The 17,169-nt window shown below is 73.6% G+C and carries 17 protein-coding genes; 4 read left to right on the top strand and 13 right to left on the bottom strand.

Annotated elements, in window-relative coordinates; translation table 11 throughout:
• The 7 genes from AMK13_RS08630 to AMK13_RS08660 all read right to left on the bottom strand — a co-directional run.
• Window positions 1–1,658: DoxX family membrane protein (locus AMK13_RS08630; RefSeq protein WP_074001724.1), on the bottom strand; the 1,658-nt coding region annotated here is incomplete at its 3' end.
• Window positions 1,659–1,826: 168 nt separating this feature from the next.
• Window positions 1,827–2,819: a 23S rRNA (guanosine(2251)-2'-O)-methyltransferase RlmB gene (gene rlmB / locus AMK13_RS08635; protein WP_049657177.1), complete on the bottom strand. Its 993-nt coding sequence runs from the start codon at window positions 2,817–2,819 to the stop codon at window positions 1,827–1,829.
• A gap of 137 nt (window positions 2,820–2,956) precedes the next feature.
• Window positions 2,957–4,351, bottom strand: coding sequence for a cysteine--tRNA ligase (gene cysS / locus AMK13_RS08640; RefSeq protein WP_049657179.1), 1,395 nt, complete (start codon window positions 4,349–4,351; stop codon window positions 2,957–2,959).
• A gap of 95 nt (window positions 4,352–4,446) precedes the next feature.
• Window positions 4,447–4,839 carry a PPOX class F420-dependent oxidoreductase gene (locus AMK13_RS08645; RefSeq protein ID WP_049657181.1) on the bottom strand — a complete coding sequence of 131 codons (393 nt, stop codon included), beginning with the start codon at window positions 4,837–4,839 and terminating at the stop codon, window positions 4,447–4,449.
• 141 nt (window positions 4,840–4,980) lie between these two features.
• On the bottom strand, window positions 4,981–5,481 hold the full coding sequence (gene ispF, locus AMK13_RS08650) for a 2-C-methyl-D-erythritol 2,4-cyclodiphosphate synthase (RefSeq protein WP_049657183.1): 501 nt from the start codon (window positions 5,479–5,481) through the stop codon (window positions 4,981–4,983).
• Window positions 5,471–6,226: a 2-C-methyl-D-erythritol 4-phosphate cytidylyltransferase gene (ispD, locus tag AMK13_RS08655; protein ID WP_074001725.1), complete on the bottom strand. Its 756-nt coding sequence runs from the start codon at window positions 6,224–6,226 to the stop codon at window positions 5,471–5,473. Before ispD ends, ispF begins: the two co-directional genes overlap by 11 nt.
• Window positions 6,227–6,534: 308 nt before the next feature.
• Window positions 6,535–7,017: a CarD family transcriptional regulator gene (locus tag AMK13_RS08660; RefSeq protein WP_014136563.1), complete on the bottom strand. Its 483-nt coding sequence runs from the start codon at window positions 7,015–7,017 to the stop codon at window positions 6,535–6,537.
• Between the two features lie 450 nt (window positions 7,018–7,467).
• Between AMK13_RS08660 and AMK13_RS42810 the strand changes: the two genes are divergently transcribed.
• Window positions 7,468–8,151, top strand: coding sequence for a hypothetical protein (locus AMK13_RS42810; protein ID WP_074001726.1), 684 nt, complete (start codon window positions 7,468–7,470; stop codon window positions 8,149–8,151).
• A 102-nt stretch (window positions 8,152–8,253) separates the two neighbouring features.
• Here the strand turns inward: AMK13_RS42810 and AMK13_RS08675 are convergent, their stop codons facing one another.
• Window positions 8,254–8,949: a response regulator transcription factor gene (locus tag AMK13_RS08675; protein WP_031069385.1), complete on the bottom strand. Its 696-nt coding sequence runs from the start codon at window positions 8,947–8,949 to the stop codon at window positions 8,254–8,256.
• 2 nt (window positions 8,950–8,951) lie between these two features.
• Window positions 8,952–10,379, bottom strand: a complete 1,428-nt coding sequence (locus AMK13_RS08680) for a sensor histidine kinase (RefSeq protein ID WP_079271956.1) — start codon at window positions 10,377–10,379, stop codon at window positions 8,952–8,954.
• Window positions 10,380–10,685: 306 nt separating this feature from the next.
• Here AMK13_RS08680 and phoU point away from each other — a divergent pair, with 306 nt between their 5' ends.
• Both phoU and AMK13_RS08690 read left to right on the top strand, forming a co-directional pair.
• Complete coding sequence (gene phoU / locus AMK13_RS08685) at window positions 10,686–11,375, top strand: phosphate signaling complex protein PhoU (protein ID WP_049657907.1); 690 nt, start codon at window positions 10,686–10,688, stop codon at window positions 11,373–11,375.
• Window positions 11,376–11,569: 194 nt separating this feature from the next.
• Window positions 11,570–11,749 (top strand): hypothetical protein, encoded by a 180-nt coding sequence (locus AMK13_RS08690; RefSeq protein WP_074001727.1) that lies wholly within the window; start codon window positions 11,570–11,572, stop codon window positions 11,747–11,749.
• A 108-nt stretch (window positions 11,750–11,857) separates the two neighbouring features.
• Here AMK13_RS08690 and AMK13_RS08695 read toward each other — a convergent pair whose 3' ends face one another.
• On the bottom strand, window positions 11,858–12,454 hold the full coding sequence (locus tag AMK13_RS08695; protein ID WP_074001728.1) for a lytic polysaccharide monooxygenase: 597 nt from the start codon (window positions 12,452–12,454) through the stop codon (window positions 11,858–11,860).
• Window positions 12,455–12,730: 276 nt separating this feature from the next.
• Window positions 12,731–13,489: a phosphoglyceromutase gene (locus AMK13_RS08700; RefSeq protein WP_049657900.1), complete on the bottom strand. Its 759-nt coding sequence runs from the start codon at window positions 13,487–13,489 to the stop codon at window positions 12,731–12,733.
• Between the two features lie 149 nt (window positions 13,490–13,638).
• On the opposite strand from AMK13_RS08700, the gene AMK13_RS08705 reads away from it, so the two are divergent.
• Window positions 13,639–14,979, top strand: coding sequence for an MDR family MFS transporter (locus AMK13_RS08705; protein ID WP_074001729.1), 1,341 nt, complete (start codon window positions 13,639–13,641; stop codon window positions 14,977–14,979).
• A gap of 12 nt (window positions 14,980–14,991) precedes the next feature.
• Here AMK13_RS08705 and AMK13_RS08710 read toward each other — a convergent pair whose 3' ends face one another.
• Together AMK13_RS08710 and mshA are read right to left on the bottom strand one after the other, a co-directional pair.
• Window positions 14,992–15,564 (bottom strand): YbjN domain-containing protein, encoded by a 573-nt coding sequence (locus AMK13_RS08710; protein ID WP_074001730.1) that lies wholly within the window; start codon window positions 15,562–15,564, stop codon window positions 14,992–14,994.
• 79 nt (window positions 15,565–15,643) lie between these two features.
• Window positions 15,644–17,014 carry a D-inositol-3-phosphate glycosyltransferase gene (mshA, locus tag AMK13_RS08715; RefSeq protein WP_369808316.1) on the bottom strand — a complete coding sequence of 457 codons (1,371 nt, stop codon included), beginning with the start codon at window positions 17,012–17,014 and terminating at the stop codon, window positions 15,644–15,646.
• Window positions 17,015–17,169: the final 155 nt, after the last annotated feature.

Here is a 17,169-nt window from a genome sequence, read left to right on the forward strand (position 1 = left end):
GCGGTCGGCACCCCCGGGTGGGAGGTCCGGCCGCCGGAGAGGTCGGCCAGCGGCGCGCTGCCCAGCACTCCGCCGAGCAGCCCGCCGGAGCTCGGGCTGGACTTGGCCGCCGGCCCCGAGCCGCCGGTGCCCGGGGTGCCGCGCGAGGCGGGGGCGGTGCCGCCGGAGCCGCCGGACGGGGCGGGAGCGGCCGGGGAGGAGCCCGACCCGGCCTCCGGCTTGCCCGAGTGCGCCTTGCCGCTCGGCGTCGGGGTGGCCGGCTTGGTGGACGGCGTGGCGGCCGGGGTGGTCGCGCTCGGCGTCGGGGTGGCCGGGTGCGGGGCGGCGGGTTGGGGCGTGGTGGACGTGCCCTTGCCGCCGGGGGCGCCGGACGGGCTGCCGGACGGCCAGACCGGGGTGCCGTAGTCGGTGGCCGGACGGTCCGGCGCCTGGTGCGCCCGGGCGCCGGTACGGACGGCGGCGCCGAGCATCGAGCCGAGCAGCAGGGTCAGGCCGACGACGACCGTGGTGACCACGGTGCCGCGGCGCAGCACCCGGCGGCGCAGCGCCCCGGGCGCGTCCGCGCCGTACCGGCGCCAGGCCTCCAGGCTGAGCCGCCCGTCCAGCGAGGCGAACGGCGCTCCGGCGATCAGCAGCGGGCTCCACGCCGCGAGGAAGATCAGGTCCGGGGTGTCGTAGACCGGGACGGCCCGCCAGCTGACGGTGAACAGCAGCGCGGCGGAGAGCGCCATCGCGGCGCCGGCGGCGAGCCGCTGCCAGAGGCCGAGGACGGTCAGCACGCCGACCACGATCTGGGTGAACGACACCACCAGGCCGGCGCCCACCGGGTGCGCCATGGCGAAGGCCAGCAGCGGTTCGGCGACCTTCCAGGGGTGCAGCGAGGAGAGCCAGCGCATCATCGAGCCGCGCTCGCCGCCGTCGAAGTACACCGGGTCGCAGAGCTTGCTGAACCCGGCGTAGACGGAGAGCGAGCCGAGGACGGCGCGCAGCGGCAGCAGCACCAGGCCGAGGTCGACCCGGCGGCCCGGGTACCAGGGCTGCCTGCCCGCGGCGTCGACGGCGGAGACCTCGGGCAGTTCGCCGCTCGGGGTCCAGCCGTGCGGCTCGCCGACCGGGCCGACGCCCGCTTCGGTGGCGGTGCCGGCGCCCTCGCGGGGCTGGCGCGGGAGGGTGCGGGCGCCCGCGAGGGAGGGGAGCGCCTGGGTGTCCGCCTCGATCAGGCGGACGCCGCCGGCCGGGGTGCAGCCGGGGCGCACCGCCTCCAGCAGCCGGGTGGCCGCGAGGTCCCCGGGGGGCGCCTGGCCGGTCCAGGTGACGGCGGTGACCCGGCCCTTGCGGCGCGGTGCGCCGCCGGCCCCGGCCCCGGCCAGCGCCGGGACGGCGGAGGAGGGCACGACGACCTGCGGGGTGACCAGCGGACGGCGGATCAGGCCCTGGTTGGCGTACGGGTCGCCGAATGCGGCACCGGTGGACAGCAGTCCGGCCGGGGCATCGATCAGCGGCGCCACCGGGCCGCCGAGCCGGAGCCGGAAGCTCGCCTGGGTGCTGCTGAGCCGCGAAGGGTCCGACTCCACCTTGACGGTGTTGAGGCCGGGGCCCGCGTCTATCCCGGTGCTGCCGTCGCCGAACAGGGGGCGCCGAGGTGTTCTGGTGTCCACGCCCGTCTAACCGGGTGACGCCCGCTTAGGACACTCTCCCGGGTGGATGTCCGGCGCACACTTGAAGTGATCATGAAAAAAGCGATCGGGCCCGGTCGGGGCCCGATCGCCTTCACTCGGATTGCGGGGAATTCGGAAGATCTCCTGCGCGCCGCGACCCGGCCGTGCTCAGCGCTTGGCGCGCAGTCGCGCGGCCTCGTACAGCACGATGCCCGCCGCGACACCGGCGTTCAGCGACTCGGTCAGGCCGGACATCGGGATCCGGACCCGCATGTCGCAGGTCTCCGAGACCAGCCGGGACAGGCCCTTGCCCTCGCTGCCCGCGACGATCACGACCGGACCGGTCAGCAGCTCCAGGTCGCCGATCTCGGCCTCGCCGTCGGCGGCCAGGCCGACCACCATCAGACCGGCCTTCTGGTAGGCCTCCAGGGTGCGGGTCATGTTGGTGGCCCGGGCGACGGGCAGCCGGGCCGCGGCGCCGGAGGAGGTCTTCCAGGCACCGGCGGTCATGCCGGCCGCGCGGCGTTCGGGGATGACCACGCCGTGCGCGCCGAAGGCGGCGGCCGAGCGGACCACGGCGCCCAGGTTGCGCGAGTCGGTCACGCCGTCCAGCGCGATGATCAGCGCGTCCTGGCCGGCGTCGGCGGCGTCGACCAGCAGGTCGTCGGGGTGCGCGTACTCGTACGGCGGCACCTGGAGCACCAGGCCCTGGTGGTTCATCCCGCCGGTCATCTGGTCCAGCTGGGGCCGCGGGGCCTCCATCAGCGGGATGCCGCGGTCGTTGGCGGCCTGGAAGGCGTCGCGGACCCGGTCGTCGGTGTCGATGAACTGCTGGACGTACAGCGCGTTGGCCGGGACGTCGCCCTGCAGGGCCTCGACCACCGAGTTGCGGCCGAAGACCAGCTCGGCGCTGCCCGCGCCGCCGCGGCCACCGCGGCCGCCGCCGCCGGCCCGGCGCATGCCGGCCCGGGCCTTGGCGTCCCGCTCGCGCTTGATCGCGGCGTTGGCGGCGCGCTGCTTCGGGTGGCCCTTGCGCTCCGCACCGGGCGGCGTCGGGCCCTTGCCCTGGAGCGCCTTCCGGCTGTGGCCGCCGGTACCGACAGACGCGCCCTTCTTCGATCCGGGGTTGCGACGGTTCCTGCGTGCACTGTTGCCGGCCATGGCTGTACTTCCTGTCTGTCCGGCATGCCCCGGCCGTCCCGGTCTGCCCGGTGGCGGCCGACGGCATGCGCTACGTCATGCGGGAGGGCCGCACCGGTCCGGTACGGCCCACCCATCACCCCGATCGTCGGATGGGGTTACTGGCTGTTGATCGTCCAGCGCGGGCCGGACGGGGTGTCCTCGATGGCCAGCCCGGCGAGGCCGAGCTGGTCGCGGATGGCGTCCGCGGTGGCGAAGTCCTTGCGCTCGCGCGCGGCCTGCCGCTGGTCCAGGACCAGACGGACCAACGAGTCGACCACTCCGTGGAGGTCCTCGCCGCGCTCCGTCCCGGCCCAGTGCGGGTCGAGCGGGTCGAGGCCCAGTACACCGAGCATCGCACGGACCTCGGCCAGTCGCGCCACCACGCTCTCCTTGTCGTCCGCGTTCAGGGCGCTGTTGCCCTGGCGGACGGCGGTGTGCACGACGGCCAGCGCCTGCGGCACGCCGAAGTCGTCGTCCATCGCCTCGGCGAAGGCCGGCGGCACCTCGGGCGCCGCGTCGACCGTGCCGCAGCGCTCGACGGCGCGCTGGATGAAGCCCTCGATCCGGCCGAAGCCGGCCTCGGCCTCGCGCAGCGACTCCTCGCTGTACTCGATCATCGAGCGGTAGTGCGGAGCCGCCAGGTAGTAGCGGAGCACGATCGGCCGCCACGCCCGGACCATCTCGGAGACCAGCACCGAGTTGCCCAGCGACTTGCTCATCTTCTCGCCGGCCATGGTGACCCAGGCGTTGTGCACCCAGAAGCCGGCGAAGTCGTCGCCGTAGGCCTTGGACTGGGCGATCTCGTTCTCGTGGTGCGGGAAGATCAGGTCCAGCCCGCCGCCGTGGATGTCGAAGGCCGCGCCCAGGTACTTGTGGGCCATCGCCGAGCACTCCAGGTGCCAGCCCGGACGGCCGCGGCCCCACGGGGTCTCCCAGCTCGGCTCGCCCGGCTTGGCGGCCTTCCACATCGCGAAGTCGCGCTGGTCCCGCTTGCCGGTCTCGCCCTCGCCCTCGGGCTGGCGCAGGTCGTCCAGCTTCTGGTTGGAGAGCGCCAGGTAGTCGGGGTACGACCGCACGTCGAAGTAGACGTTGCCGTCGGCCGCGTAGGCGTGGCCCTTCTCGATGAGCCCCTGCATCATCGCGATCATCTCGGGGATGTGCCCGGTGGCCCGCGGCTCGACCGTCGGCCGCAGGCAGCCGAGCGCGTCGTAGCCGTCGTTGAAGGCGCGCTCGTTCTCGTAGGCGATCTGCCACCACGGCGTGCCGAGCTCGCGCTCCTTGGCGATGATCTTGTCGTCGATGTCGGTGACGTTCCGGGCGAAGGTCACCTGGTAGCCGCGGTAGGCGAACCACCGCTGCATGAGGTCGAAGTTGAGGTACGACCGGATGTGCCCGATGTGTGGCGCCGACTGAACGGTAGCGCCGCACAGGTAGATCGAGACACAACCCGGTACAAGCGGGACGAAGTCGCGTACCTGGCGGGTGCTGGTGTCGTACAGACGAATGCTCACAGCGTCAAGCGTAGTGGGCACCGGGGGGTGCCCCGCCACATTCCCCGGGACAACGGGGGCGTGATCCCGGGGAAACGGCGGGACGCGGACGGGACTCAGATGTTGCCGAGCACCTTGTCCGGGGAGATCCGGACGACCACCCGGACCGCCTCCGGACCGTCGAAGGTGTAGTCCTTGCCCAGGTACTTGCGGGACAGCTCGTCGATCAGCTCCCGGCCGCCCTCGGTGGTCAGCGTCGCCTCGCCGCGCGCCTCGAAGTACTCGTACGGGTTGTCCTTGTCGTTGATGACGAGGGACACCCTCGGGTCCCTGACCAGGTTGAGGTGCTTCCGGCGGCCCTCGACGGTGGAGAACAGGATGTCGTCGCCGTCCCGCTTGACCCAGACCACGGAGGCCTGCGGGCCCCCGTCGGGCTGGATGGTGGAGACCACGGCGAAGCTCGTGCTGTCGAGCAGTTCCTTGACCTTGTCCGCAAGTTCGACACCCATCGGAAACCCCTTCACGTCGGCGTTCGGCCCGAGCGGAAGCCCCGTCCGGGCCCGAGCCGAACACTAGCGACTCGGGCCCCGGGAACACCCGGTGAACACCCGTCAGGTCCGGGTTGTTCCCGACCGCTCACCGCGACCGGCTCAACGCCGCTCGTACACCAGGGCGGTGGCGATCGCGGCCAGGCCCTCGGCCCGGCCGGTCAGCCCCAGCCCGTCGGTGGTGGTGCCGGAGACGGACACCGGGGCGCCGACCGCCTCGGACAGCGCGGCCTGCGCCTCGGCCCGCCGCTTGCCGATCTTCGGCCGCACGCCGATCACCTGGACCGCCACGTTGCCGATCTCGAAGCCCGCCTCGCGGACCAGCCGGGCCGCCTCGCCGAGCAGCTTCGCCCCGGACGCGCCGGCCCACTCCGGCCGGTCGGTGCCGAAGTGGGCGCCCAGGTCGCCGATCCCGGCGGCCGAGAACAGCGCGTCGCAGGCGGCGTGCGCGGCGACGTCGGCGTCCGAGTGCCCGGAGAGGCCGACCTCGGCGTCCGGCCAGTCCAGCCCGGCCACCCGGAGCGGGCGGCCGGCCTCGAAGGCGTGCACGTCGGTGCCGATCCCCACGCGGGGGATCACGGGGGTCTGCGGGTCAGTAGGCATCGGCGGCCCTCCTGCGGGCGAGTACGGCCTCGGCGAGCACGAGGTCCAGTGGACGGGTGACCTTGAACGCCTCCTCGTGGCCGGGCACCACGACGACCCGGCCGCCGTAGCGCTCCACCAGGCCGGCGTCGTCGGTGACCGGGGGCGCGTCGGCGGTGCCCGCGCTCTCCTCGGCCAGCGCCTTGGCGTGCACCTCGACCAGGGTGGCGCGGTCGAAGCCCTGCGGGGTCTGCACCGCGCGCAGGGTGGCGCGCTCGGGCGTGTCGAGCACCGGCTCGGGGCCGCCCGGGTTCGGCTCGACCCGCTTCACCGTGTCGGCCAGCGGCACCGCGGGCACCACCGCCCGCGCCCCGGCCCGGACGGCGGCCGCGACGGCGTCCACCACCTCGACCGGGACCAGCGGGCGGGCCGCGTCGTGCACCAGCACGATCCCGACCTCGTCCGGGATCGCGGCCAGGCCCAGCCGGACCGACTCCTGGCGGGTCGCCCCGCCGGCCACCACCCGGATGTCCTTGTCGTCCAGCCCGTGGCTGTCCAGCAGGGCGACCACCTCGGCCACCCCGTCGGCGGGCGCGGCGACCACGACCAGGCCGACCGCCCGACTGCGGGCCAGGGCCCGGACGGCGTGCACCAGGAGCGGCACGCCCCCCAGTTCCCGCAGGGCCTTCGGGGCCCCGGGCCCCAGCCGCTCACCCCGTCCGGCGGCGGGCACCACTGCTGCTGCGACTGCTCCTGACGCGTTCAGGTTTCACTCCTTCGGCGAAGTGGGTATGGCCATGGCGTGCCCGGCGGGCGCACCGGGCCCCTTCCGAAGAACCACGGTCCACCGTCCGCCGCACAGCTCCGCAAGTTCCGCGCAACGGTTCCGCGCAAGAACGGGTGCGGAAACGGTCTTGCAGGCCTGGGCCGGCTCGGGCGGGTGGCGTGGTCCGGACATGCCTCAGCGCCCGGAGTGCCACTGCACCACTCCCGGACGGTTCGTCCGAGGAGTGGCGCGCCGGCACCGGGCGCTGTGAGCGTTGGGCGGCAGCCCGACCGCACTGCGGTGGCGCGCTACGAGGCGAGGACCTCGTCGAGCAGCGTCTCCGCCTTGTCCTCGTTGGTGTTCTCCGCCAGCGCGAGCTCGCTGACGAGGATCTGGCGCGCCTTCGCGAGCATCCGCTTCTCGCCGGCCGAGAGGCCGCGCTCGCGCTCGCGGCGCCACAGGTCGCGGACGACCTCGGCGACCTTGATGACATCACCCGAGGCGAGCTTCTCCAGGTTCGCCTTGTAGCGACGGGACCAGTTGGTCGGCTCTTCCGTGTACGGTGCCCGCAGCACCTCGAAGACCCGGTCCAGACCCTCCTGGCCGACTACATCGCGCACACCGACGAACTCCGCGTTCTCGGCGGGCACGCGGAGCGTCAGGTCTCCCTGCTGCACCTTGAGCACCAGGTAGGTCTTGTCCACACCTTTGATCTGGCGAGTTTCGATGGCCTCGATCAGCGCGGCCCCGTGATGGGGGTAGACCACCGTGTCGCCAACCTTGAACGTCATGTGACAGGACCCCTTCCGTGGCTTTCCAGAATAACACGCTTCTCGGCCCACCCGAAGGGCGTTTTCGCAGGTCAGGGCCGGTCTCGGGGCTTGACAAGGACCCCCATGACGTGCTGCGACCGGTGTTCGAGAGGGGCTTCCCGCAGGTCGGAGGCGGTTCCGGGGTTCGACGAAACCCTTGCGCAACACCCCCGCAACCATGATTGGATCTTGAGCTTTCACCCCTTTTCGAGTCGCGGCCGAATCGTTATTCGATCTTGGTCGAACCTTGTCCTCCGCGTGACCCGGACATGTCGACGTACCGCCGGACGCACCCCCGGCGTACGGCCGGACGGCCCCCGGCGGCCCCCGGGAGTGCGACACGGGGACCACCCCGTGAGGAGCGCATAAGCGAGGTCGATAATCTGAGACCTGACCACCCGACACGTGACCTAGGGAGAAGCCGCCGCCGTGAGCCGCAGCCTTCGACGCGGCAGCATCGCCGCCCTCGCCGCCATCGCCATCGCCTCGCTGTCCTCCTGCGCCGCCGGCAACACGCCGGACACCCTGCAGATCAAGCCGGACAACGCGGCGGCGACCCTCGGAACGAACCTCCGGCTGAACAACATCGTGGTCGTCACCGGGGAGGGCGCCTCGGGCGACCACACCGGTCCCGCCAACGTGGTCGTGAACATCGCGAACACCGCGGACGCCCCGGCCGAGCTCCAGTCCGTCACCGTCGGCGGTGCCGCCACCACCTTCGCGGACGCCGCCGGCGCTCCGCTGTCCGGCATCGTCGTCCCGGCCCGCGGCGCGGTGGTGATCGGCGGCCAGGGCAACCCGTCCGCCACCGCCGCCTCCGCGACCGTCCACGTCGGCGGCTTCGCCCCGACCGTGTTCACCTTCAAGGACGGCCAGAAGGTCGAGGCCCAGGCCGCCGTGAGCCCGGACTCGGGCGCAGACGGCCGCGGCCTCTACAAGGGCTTCGGTCCGACCCCGTCGCCGACCGCGACCCCGGCCAAGACCACCACCCCCGGTGCGGCCACCCCCGGTGCCACCGCTCCGGCCCCCGGCGCCACCACCCCGGGCGCGCCGGCCACCGGTGCCGCCGTCCCGGCCGGCACCACCGCCCCGGCCGTCCCGGCCGCGCACTGACGCCGCACCCCGCCCCCGGCGGGCCCTCCAGGGCCCGCCGGAGCGACGCGAAGGCCCCCTCCGGCTGCTGCCGGCGGGGGCCTTCCGCGTGGTGGGGACGGTTTACGGCTCGAACTTGTAGCCCAGGCCGCGGACGGTGACCAGGTAGCGCGGCGCGCCCGGGTCCGGCTCGATCTTGGCCCGCAGGCGCTTCACGTGGACGTCCAGGGTCTTGGTGTCGCCGACGTAGTCCGCGCCCCAGACCCGGTCGATCAGCTGCATCCGGGTGAGCACCCGGCCCGCGTTGCGCAGCAGCATCTCCAGCAGGTCGAACTCCTTGAGCGGCAGGTCGACCTTGGCGCCGTCCACGGTCACCACGTGGCGGTCCACGTCCATCCGGACCGGGCCCGCCTCCAGGGCGCCCGGGCCGCCGCCGTTGTCGCCCGCGCCGCCGTCCTCGCCGCGGCGGCGCAGCACCGCGCGGATCCGCGCGACCAGCTCGCGGGTGGAGTACGGCTTGGTGACGTAGTCGTCAGCGCCTATCTCCAGACCGACGACCTTGTCGATCTCGCTGTCCTTCGCGGTCACCATGATCACCGGGACGTTGGAACGCACCCGGAGCTGGCGGCAGACCTCGGTGCCGGGCAGGCCCGGCAGCATCAGGTCGAGCAGGACGAGGTCGGCGCCGTTCCGTTCGAACTGCTCCAGGGCGTCGGGGCCGGTGGCGGCCACGGCCACCTCGAAGCCCTCCTTGCGGAGCATGTACGAGAGGGCGTCGCTGAACGACTCCTCGTCCTCGACCACCAGTACTCGGGTCACGATCAGGCCTCCGGGGCAAGCTGCGGGGTTGTGTCTGACAGGTGTGGTGCCCGCTCCCCGGTGGGGAGCGAACGGTCCGTGCGGGGCGCGCGGGGAGCGCGGTCCGTCCGGTCCGTGGTGAGGGTTCGGGGTGCGGCGGCGGGGCCGCCGTCCGGCGTGTGGTCCGGCTCGTCGCCGAACTCGTCGTCGAACGCGTCGTCGGGCTCGTCCTCCGTGGGTGCCTGCCCGGCGGGCAGGCGGACGGTGAAGGTCGACCCCTGGCCCTCGACGCTCCACACCGAGACGGTGCCGCCGTGCGAGGCCGCGACGTGCTTGACGATGGACAGGCCCAGGCCGGTGCCGCCGGTCGCCCGGGAGCGGGCGGGGTCGACGCGGTAGAACCGCTCGAAGACCCGCTCGCGGTCCTTCTCGGAGATGCCGATGCCCTGGTCGGTGACCGAGATCTCGATGAGCTCGCCGTCCGCCTCCCCGAGCGCCGCGGCGCTGGAGATCCGCCGGGTGGCGATGGCCACCCGGGTGCGGGGCGGGCTGTAGTTGACGGCGTTCTCGACCAGGTTGCCGAGCGCGGCGGCGAGCTGGCCGCGATTGCCGTGCAGGTAGAGGCCGGCGATGCCGCCCGCCGCGATCAGGATCTGCTTGGCGGCGGCCTGCTGGCGGCAGCGGTCGATCGCCTCGGCGATCAGCTCGTCCACCGCGACCGGCTCCGGGTCGATCATCAGCCGGTCGTCCTGGACCCGGGAGAGGTCGATGATCTCCTGGACCAGGCTGGCCAGCCGGGCCGCCTCGACCTGCATCCGGCCGGCGAAGCGCTGCACCGCCTCCGGGTCGTCGGACGCGTCCACGACCGCCTCGGAGAGCAGCGACAGGGCGCCGACCGGGGTCTTGAGCTCGTGGCTGACGTTGGCCACGAAGTCCCGGCGGACGGCCTCCACCCGGCGGCGCTCGGTCTGGTCCTCGACCAGCACCAGCACCAGCCGGGAGCCCAGCGGGGCGACCCGGACGGAGACCGCGAGCGGCTCGGCCGCGCGGGCCGCGCCCGGCCGGGGCACCTCCAGCTCGACCTGGCGGATCTCGCCGTCCCGGCGGGTGGAGCGGGCCAGCGCGAGCATCTGGTCCACCGCGACGGCACCGCCGCGCACCAGGCCCATCGCGTACGCCGCCGAGCTGGCCTTGACCACCTCGTCGCCCTCGCCCAGCACGATCGCGCAGGAGCGGAGCACGGAGAGCACGGTGTCGACCCCGGGCGGCAGCGGCGGCTCGGGGTTGCCGGTACCCAGTGACTGGTACCGGCCGGGGTTCCTGCCGCCGGTTGCGCTGTACCTGCCCTTGGCCTGCTCGCGCTCGCTCCAGCGGAAGGCGATGGAGGCGGTGAGGCCGACACCGAGCCCGGCTATGGCACAGGCAGCGGCGGCGGCCACGTTCACGTCCATGTGGCCAGCGTAAGCGCACGGCCAGGCCAGTCCCCAAGCACCCGATCAAGGCATCGACCACGCGTTGCCGAGAATTCACCTTCAGGTAGCCGCCGATTCACCGGAGCGGCCGTGCACCGTCGCCCAGGCGGCCGAAAGTTGGCCAGGCAGCCCGTGTGGGAGAGATCGGTGTGCCGAACAACGGCCACCGGCTCGGGTGTGCGCGTACGATGCGCGCCACCAGCAGCGGTCACCCGGACACCGGAACGACGGTCGGACGGGCTGACCGGTCGGCACCGCCACCGACACAGCTACTGAGGAGAGAACATGCGCGACGCGTACCACGAGGAACTCGATGCGATCGGCGACAGCCTGGTCGAGATGGCCCGGCTGGTCGGCTCTGCCATGGGCCGCGCCACCACCGCCCTCCTCGACGCGGACCTCGCCCTGGCGGAGGGTGTGATCGCCGCCGACGAGAAGGTCAACGAGCTCCACCACGACCTGGAGAACCGGGCCATCGACCTCCTCGCCCGCCAGCAGCCGGTCGCCACCGACCTGCGCATCGTCGTCACCTCGCTGCGGATGAGCGCCGACCTGGAGCGCTGCGGCGACCTCGCCCGGCACGTCGCCAAGGTCGCGCGGATGCGCTACCCCGACACCGCCGTGCCGAGCGACCTGCACTCCACCGTCCTGGAGATGGGCCAGCTCGCCCAGCGCCTGGTGGCCAAGGCCGGCCTGGTCATCGCCACCAAGGACGTCGACAAGGCGCTGGAGATGGAGCAGGACGACGACGCGATCGACACCCTGCACCGCGAGCTGCTGTCGCACCTGATCGACGAGCGCTGGCACCACGGGATCGAGACCGCCGTCGACATCACCCTGGTCGGCCGCTACTACGAGCGCTTCGCGGACCACGCGGTGTCGGTCGCCAAGCGCGTGGTGTACCTGGTGACGGGCGAGCACGTGGCCGAGTTCGTGGCCGCCACCGAGGCCGCCGAGGCCGCGCCGGTCGACTGACCTCCGGTCCGGGCGGTGCTTCGTGGCCGCTCCAGGCTCACCCCCCGGGGCGAGTAAACCTGCGACGAGGGTGGTGCGGGCGCACGGCACTCCGTGCGCCCCACCACCGCGCGCCCGTTGACGCTCCGTCCGTTCGGCGGCTTCACTCGACGTTGGGGGCACAGGACTGTGCCCGTCACAAGGAGGGAAGCTCGATGAAGGCCCACCCGACCCGACCGGCATCCGCCCACACCACCGTCGAGCCGCCCGCCCCGAAGCTGCTCCCCGTCCTCGCCGCCGGCTGCGGCTGCGGCCCGGGCTGCGGCTGCGGCTGCCAGTCCGGCGCGCCCTGCCAGTGCGGCGGTGCCGACGGCGGCTGCTGCGGCGGCCACTGAGCGCGCCGCCGTCCGAGGAGTCCCCGAGGTGCACGGTCTTCCGGCGGCCGTGCACCTCGTTCGCGTCCGTGCCCGTGTCCGCGTCGGGCCGGGCGTCGGGACCGGACGTCAGAACGCGACGTCGGTGCAGGAGTAGAAGGCGTTCCCGGTGTCGGAGATCGTCCAGACCGCGACGACCACCTGGTGGCCGGTGCGCCCGCCCGGGATGGTCGCGGTGTGGCTGAGCGTGCTCGGCACCTGCTGCCCGCCGTACGGGACGGTCAGGAAGGGCGTCAGGTCCAGGTTGGCCCGGGTGACCGGCTGGCTCGCGTCGTAGCCCGGCTTGGTCATGTAGTACCGGAAGTCGGTGGTCGCGTGCCGGGCGGTGAACTTCCAGGTGAAGGTGAGCTGCCCGCCCGCCGTCACCGGCGTGGTCGGCCAGGCGCCCGCGTGCGGGTCGTCCAGCTCGGCGAAGCGCGCGTTGCCGCCGGCGCAGATGGTGCCGTCCGAGGGGCCGAGGGCCGGGAAGCCCTTGGGGCCCTCGACGCTCTGCGGCTCCCACTGGATGTCACCGCAGTCCCACGGGACGCCGTCCACGTGGGTGTCGCAGAGCGCGGCCCGGCTGGGCGGGGTCGTGATCCAGCCGTGGGACGCGGCCGGGAAGGCGAGGGTCAGCGGGATCGCCAGCGCGGCGACGGCCGCCCCGACGATGTGGCGTGTGCGCATGGTGCTCCTCCGTGGGGGTGGATGGAGTGTGCGCCGGGGGCACAGACGCGCGCGCGTGGGGGTGCGGCGGCCCGGACGGGGAGATCCTGGCATGCCTGCGCCAGTCCGGTGCCCTCACGGTAGGAGCCGCCGACTGCGGCCGTCAATGGTCTGAACCATTTTGCCACCTACCCAACTCCCCAACCAGGCAAGCGGGTTGACCCCGAACCGACCGAAAACGAACGAAGGCCCCGCCGCCCGGTCGGACCGGGTGGCGGGGCCGTAGCGGCAAGCGGCCTACTTCTTGCCCTGGTTCTTGACCGCCTCGATGGCGGCCGCGGCGGCGTCCGGGTCGAGGTAGCGGCCGCCCGGGGTGACGGGCTTGAAGTCGGCGTCCAGCTCGTAGACCAGCGGGATGCCGGTCGGGATGTTCAGGCCGGCGATGGCCTCGTCGGAGATGCCGTCGAGGTGCTTGACCAGCGCGCGCAGGCTGTTGCCGTGGGCGGTGACCAGGACGGTCCGGCCGGCGGCGAGGTCCGGGACGATGGCGTCGTACCAGTACGGCAGCATCCGGTCGACGACGTCCTTCAGGCACTCGGTGCGCGGACGCAGCTCGCTCGGGATGTCGGCGTAGCGCGCGTCACCGGCCTGCGAGTACTCGGCGTCGTCGGCCAGCACCGGCGGCGGGGTGTCGTACGAGCGGCGCCACAGCTGGAACTGCTCCTCGCCGAACTCGGCCAGGGTCTGGGCCTTGTCCTTGCCCTGGAGCGCGCCGTAGTGGCGCTCGTTCAGCCGCCAGCTGCGGCTGACCGGGATCCAGTGCCGGTCGGCCTTGTCCAGGGCGATCTGGGAGGTGCGGATGGCGCGGCGCAGCAGCGAGGTGTGCAGCACGTCGGGGAGCAGACCCTCGGCGGCCAGGAGCTCGCCACCGCGGGCGGCCTCCTTCTCGCCCTTCTCGTTGAGGTCGACATCGACCCAACCGGTGAACAGGTTCTTCTGGTTCCACTGGCTCTCGCCGTGGCGGAGCAGGATGAGTCGGTACGTCGTGTCAGCCATGGCCCCCAGCTTAGTGGGGGGTCGGAAAACCCCTGGTGGGGACCTTCGGCCGATGTGTAATGTGTGCCCCGCGCATCTGACACTTACATGCGTCGGCTGACCGGGCCTGCCGCACCGTTCGGCGGACGCCTGCCCACGGGAGCCCCCACATGCTCGTCGCCCTGGTCGCCAACCCCCGGATCCGAAGACTCGTACAGGAGACCGTGGGCGGGCTGCCGCGACAGTTCTGGTGGCTCTGGGTGAGCACGCTGGTGAACAAGCTCGGCGCGTTCGTCGTCACCTTCCTGGCGCTGTATCTGACCGTCGACCGGGGGTACTCGGCCTCCTACGCGGGCCTGGTGGCCTCGCTGTTCGGCCTCGGTTCGGCCGTCGCGGCGATCCTCGCGGGCGTGCTGGCCGACCGGATCGGGCGCCGGCCCACGCTGCTCGCCGCCCAGCTCGGCACCGCGCTGTTCACCGCCGTGCTCGGCTTCGCGGACGGCCAGGTGGCGATCGCCGTGGTGGCCTTCCTGGTGGGCCTGTGCAACAACGCCACCCGGCCGCCCACCTCGGCGATCATCGCCGACCTGGTGCCGGCCGAGGACCGGGTCCGCGCGTACTCGCTGAACTACTGGGCGATCAACATCGGCTTCGGCCTCTCGGCGGCCGTGGCGGGCCTGATCGCCACCCACGGCTACCTCACGCTCTTCCTGCTGGACGCGTTCTCCACCCTGGTCTGCGCGGTGGTGATCTTCATCCGGATCCCGGAGACCAGGCCGCAGGCCGCGCCCGGCCGGGCGGACGGCTCCGCCGAACCGCCGGTCAGCCTGCTCTCGGTGTTCCGGGACGCCCCGTTCATGGCGCTGGTCGGGCTCACCCTGCTGCTCGCGCTGGTCTTCCAGCAGGGCAGCACCACGCTGGCCGTGGACATGGGCGCCTCCGGCATCACCTCCACCGAGTACGGCCTGGTCATCGGCCTGAACGGGCTGCTGATCGTGGTCCTGCAGATCCCGCTGACCCGCTGGATGGAGGGCCGCTCACGGACCGGGCTGCTGATCACCAGCTGTCTGCTCACCGGCTGGGGCTTCGGGCTGGCCGCGCTGGCCGGGTCCTCGGCCTGGCTGTTCGCGCTCTCGGTGGCCGTCTGGACGGTCGGCGAGATCCTCAACACGCCGGTGATGATGGGCCTGGTCGCCGAGCTGGCGCCGACCCACGGGCGCGGCCGCTACCAGGGCGTGCACAGCCTCTCCTGGTCGCTCGCCTCGTTCCTCGGCCCGGCGGGCGGCGGGCTGCTGCTCCAGCACGCGGGGCCGGCGGTGCTCTGGACGGCCTGCGGGGCGGTCGGGACGGTCACCGCGCTCGGGTACGTGGTGCTGGCCCGCCGGACCGGCGCGGCCGGGCGCCGTCGGCCCGTGGCCACGGAGGTCCCGGCGCCCGCGGTGGGGGCTCCGGCGCGCACGGCCACGGCGCCCGCGGTGGAGCCGACCGGGAAGGCCCCGGCGGGCGCCTGACCGGCCCGCGGGTCAGCCGGCGGCCGGGGTGTCCGGTGCGGCCGGTGCGTCCGGGGTGTCCGAGGCCTCGGCCGAGGCGTCCCGCGGGGCGGCCAGGTGGGCGAAGGCGGCCAGGTTGCGGGTGGACTCCCCGCGCTTGGTCCGCCACTCCCACTCGCGCCGGATCGCGGTGGCGAAGCCCAGCTCCAGCAGGGTGTTGAACGGCTCGTCCGCGTTCTCCAGCACCGTGCCGAGCAGCCGGTCCACGACCTGCGGGGTGAGCGCCTCCAACGGCAGCCGGCCGGCCAGGTAGACGTCGCCGAGCGCGTCGATCGCGTACCCGACGCCGTACAGCCGGGTGTTGCGCTCCAGCAGCCAGCGGTAGACGGCCTCGTGGTTCTCGTCCGGACGGCGGATCACGAAGGCGTTCACCGACAGGGTGTGGTCGCCGACCCGCAGGGCGCAGGTGGTGCTCAGCTTGCGGGTGCCCGGGAGGGCCGCCACCAGCGTGTACGGGTCGGCGGCGGCCGGCTCCCAGGCCACCCCGGCGTCGTCCAGGGCGGCGCGCAGGAGGGTCAGGGCCTCGTCCTTGGTGCGGATTGCCATGGGGGTGACGTTACTCGTCGGTACCGGGCGGGCGCAGCCCCAGGCCGGTCGGCCCCGGGGCTTCCGCCCGGGCCTCCGCTCAGGCCGGTCGGCGACGGACCCCGGCCAGCCGGCCCGCCGGGCGGGCCATGCTCCCGGCGTACACCTCGGCGGTGGTCGCCGCGGCCGTGTCCCAGCCGAAGCGGGACGCGTGCCGGGCCGCCGCCTCGCCGCGCCGGGCCGCGAGGCCCCGGTCGGTGACGTACGGCTCCAGCGCGTACGACCAGTCCAGCGGGTCGTGGCCCTGCACCAGGGTGCCGGTCTCGCCGTCCCGCACCGCGACCGGCAGGCCGCCCACCGAGGCCGCCACCACCGGGGTGCCGCAGGCCTGCGCCTCCAGCGCAACCAGCCCGAAGGACTCGCTGTACGAGGGCATCACCAGCGCCGACGCCGCGCGGTACCAATCGGCGAGGTCCGGCTGGCCGACCGGCGGGTGGAACCGCACCACGTCGCCGATGCCCAGCTGGGCGGCGAGCTTGTGCAGGCTCTCCGGCCGGGCCAGCCCGGTGCCGGACGGCCCGCCGACCACCGGCACCACCAGGCGCTCGCGCAGCTCCGGGCGGCGGCCCAGCAGCGCGGCGACCGCCCGCAGCAGCACATCCGGGGCCTTCAGCGGCTGGATCCGGCCCGCGAACAGCAGCACTGCGGCGTCCTGCGGCAGGCCCAGCCGGGCCCGCGCGGCGGCGGGCGTCCGCGGCCCGCCGGGGCGGAAGACGTCCAGGTTGACCCCGGGGTGCACGACGGCCAGCTGGTCCGGCCGGGCGGCGTAGTGCAGCGCCAGCTCGGCGGCCTCCTCGGTGGTGTTGGCGATCAGCCGGTCGGCCGCCTCCACCACCTGGGTCTCGCCGATCACCCGGGCCGCGGGCTCGGGCGTGTCGCCCTCGGCCAGCGCGGCGTTCTTGACCTTCGCCATGGTGTGCATGGTGTGCACCAGCGGCACCCCCCAGCGCTGCGCGGCCAGCCAGCCGACCTGCCCGGAGAGCCAGTAGTGCGAGTGCACCAGGTCGTAATGGCCGGGGCGGTGGCCCGCCTCCGTCCGCAGCACCCCGTGGGTGAAGGCGCACAGCTGGGCCGGCAGGTCCTCCTTGACCAGGCCCTCGTACGGACCGGCGGTGACGTGGCGGACCAGCACGCCCGGGGCCAGCTCGACCGTCGGCGCGTCGTCCGAGCAGATCGACCGGGTGAACACCTCGACCTCGATGTTGAGGTCGGCCAGGCGCTTGGCCAGCTCCACGATGTAGACGTTCATCCCGCCGGCGTCCCCGGTGCCGGGCTGGTGCAGCGGCGAGGTGTGGACGCTCAGCATGGCTATCCGGCGCGGGCGGCGGCGACCGGGGACGAGCGACTGGAGCCGGCCGCGCGCGGGGGCGGCGGGCTGGGCCCGGCGTACCGAACGGACGGGGTGCTGGATCACCTGGCTGAAGCCTCCTCTGTGCGGCCCGTCGAGGCGGTCCGCGCCGGGCCGCCCGTTGTCCGGTGTGCGCAGCCCCGTCCGGGCACACATCACCATCAGGGTGCCAACCACACGGACCGCGCCCGGCATTCCCGCCCCGGCCCACCGGCCGG

This window comes from Streptomyces sp. CB02056, assembly GCF_001905545.1.
In the GTDB taxonomy this organism is placed as follows: domain Bacteria; phylum Actinomycetota; class Actinomycetes; order Streptomycetales; family Streptomycetaceae; genus Kitasatospora.

Excerpts from the sequence above, each read along its gene's own strand:
- rlmB (WP_049657177.1), bottom strand. The coding sequence starts at position 2,819 with ATGGCCGGCAACAGTGCACGCAGGAACCGTCGCAACCCCGGATCGAAG.
- AMK13_RS08645 (WP_049657181.1), bottom strand. The coding sequence starts at position 4,839 with ATGGGTGTCGAACTTGCGGACAAGGTCAAGGAACTGCTCGACAGCACG.
- ispF (WP_049657183.1), bottom strand. The coding sequence starts at position 5,481 with ATGCCTACTGACCCGCAGACCCCCGTGATCCCCCGCGTGGGGATCGGC.
- AMK13_RS08660 (WP_014136563.1), bottom strand. The coding sequence starts at position 7,017 with ATGACGTTCAAGGTTGGCGACACGGTGGTCTACCCCCATCACGGGGCC.
- AMK13_RS08680 (WP_079271956.1), bottom strand. The coding sequence starts at position 10,379 with ATGGACGTGAACGTGGCCGCCGCCGCTGCCTGTGCCATAGCCGGGCTC.
- phoU (WP_049657907.1), top strand. The coding sequence starts at position 10,686 with ATGCGCGACGCGTACCACGAGGAACTCGATGCGATCGGCGACAGCCTG.
- AMK13_RS08690 (WP_074001727.1), top strand. The coding sequence starts at position 11,570 with ATGAAGGCCCACCCGACCCGACCGGCATCCGCCCACACCACCGTCGAG.
- AMK13_RS08695 (WP_074001728.1), bottom strand. The coding sequence starts at position 12,454 with ATGCGCACACGCCACATCGTCGGGGCGGCCGTCGCCGCGCTGGCGATC.
- AMK13_RS08700 (WP_049657900.1), bottom strand. The coding sequence starts at position 13,489 with ATGGCTGACACGACGTACCGACTCATCCTGCTCCGCCACGGCGAGAGC.
- AMK13_RS08705 (WP_074001729.1), top strand. The coding sequence starts at position 13,639 with ATGCTCGTCGCCCTGGTCGCCAACCCCCGGATCCGAAGACTCGTACAG.
- AMK13_RS08710 (WP_074001730.1), bottom strand. The coding sequence starts at position 15,564 with ATGGCAATCCGCACCAAGGACGAGGCCCTGACCCTCCTGCGCGCCGCC.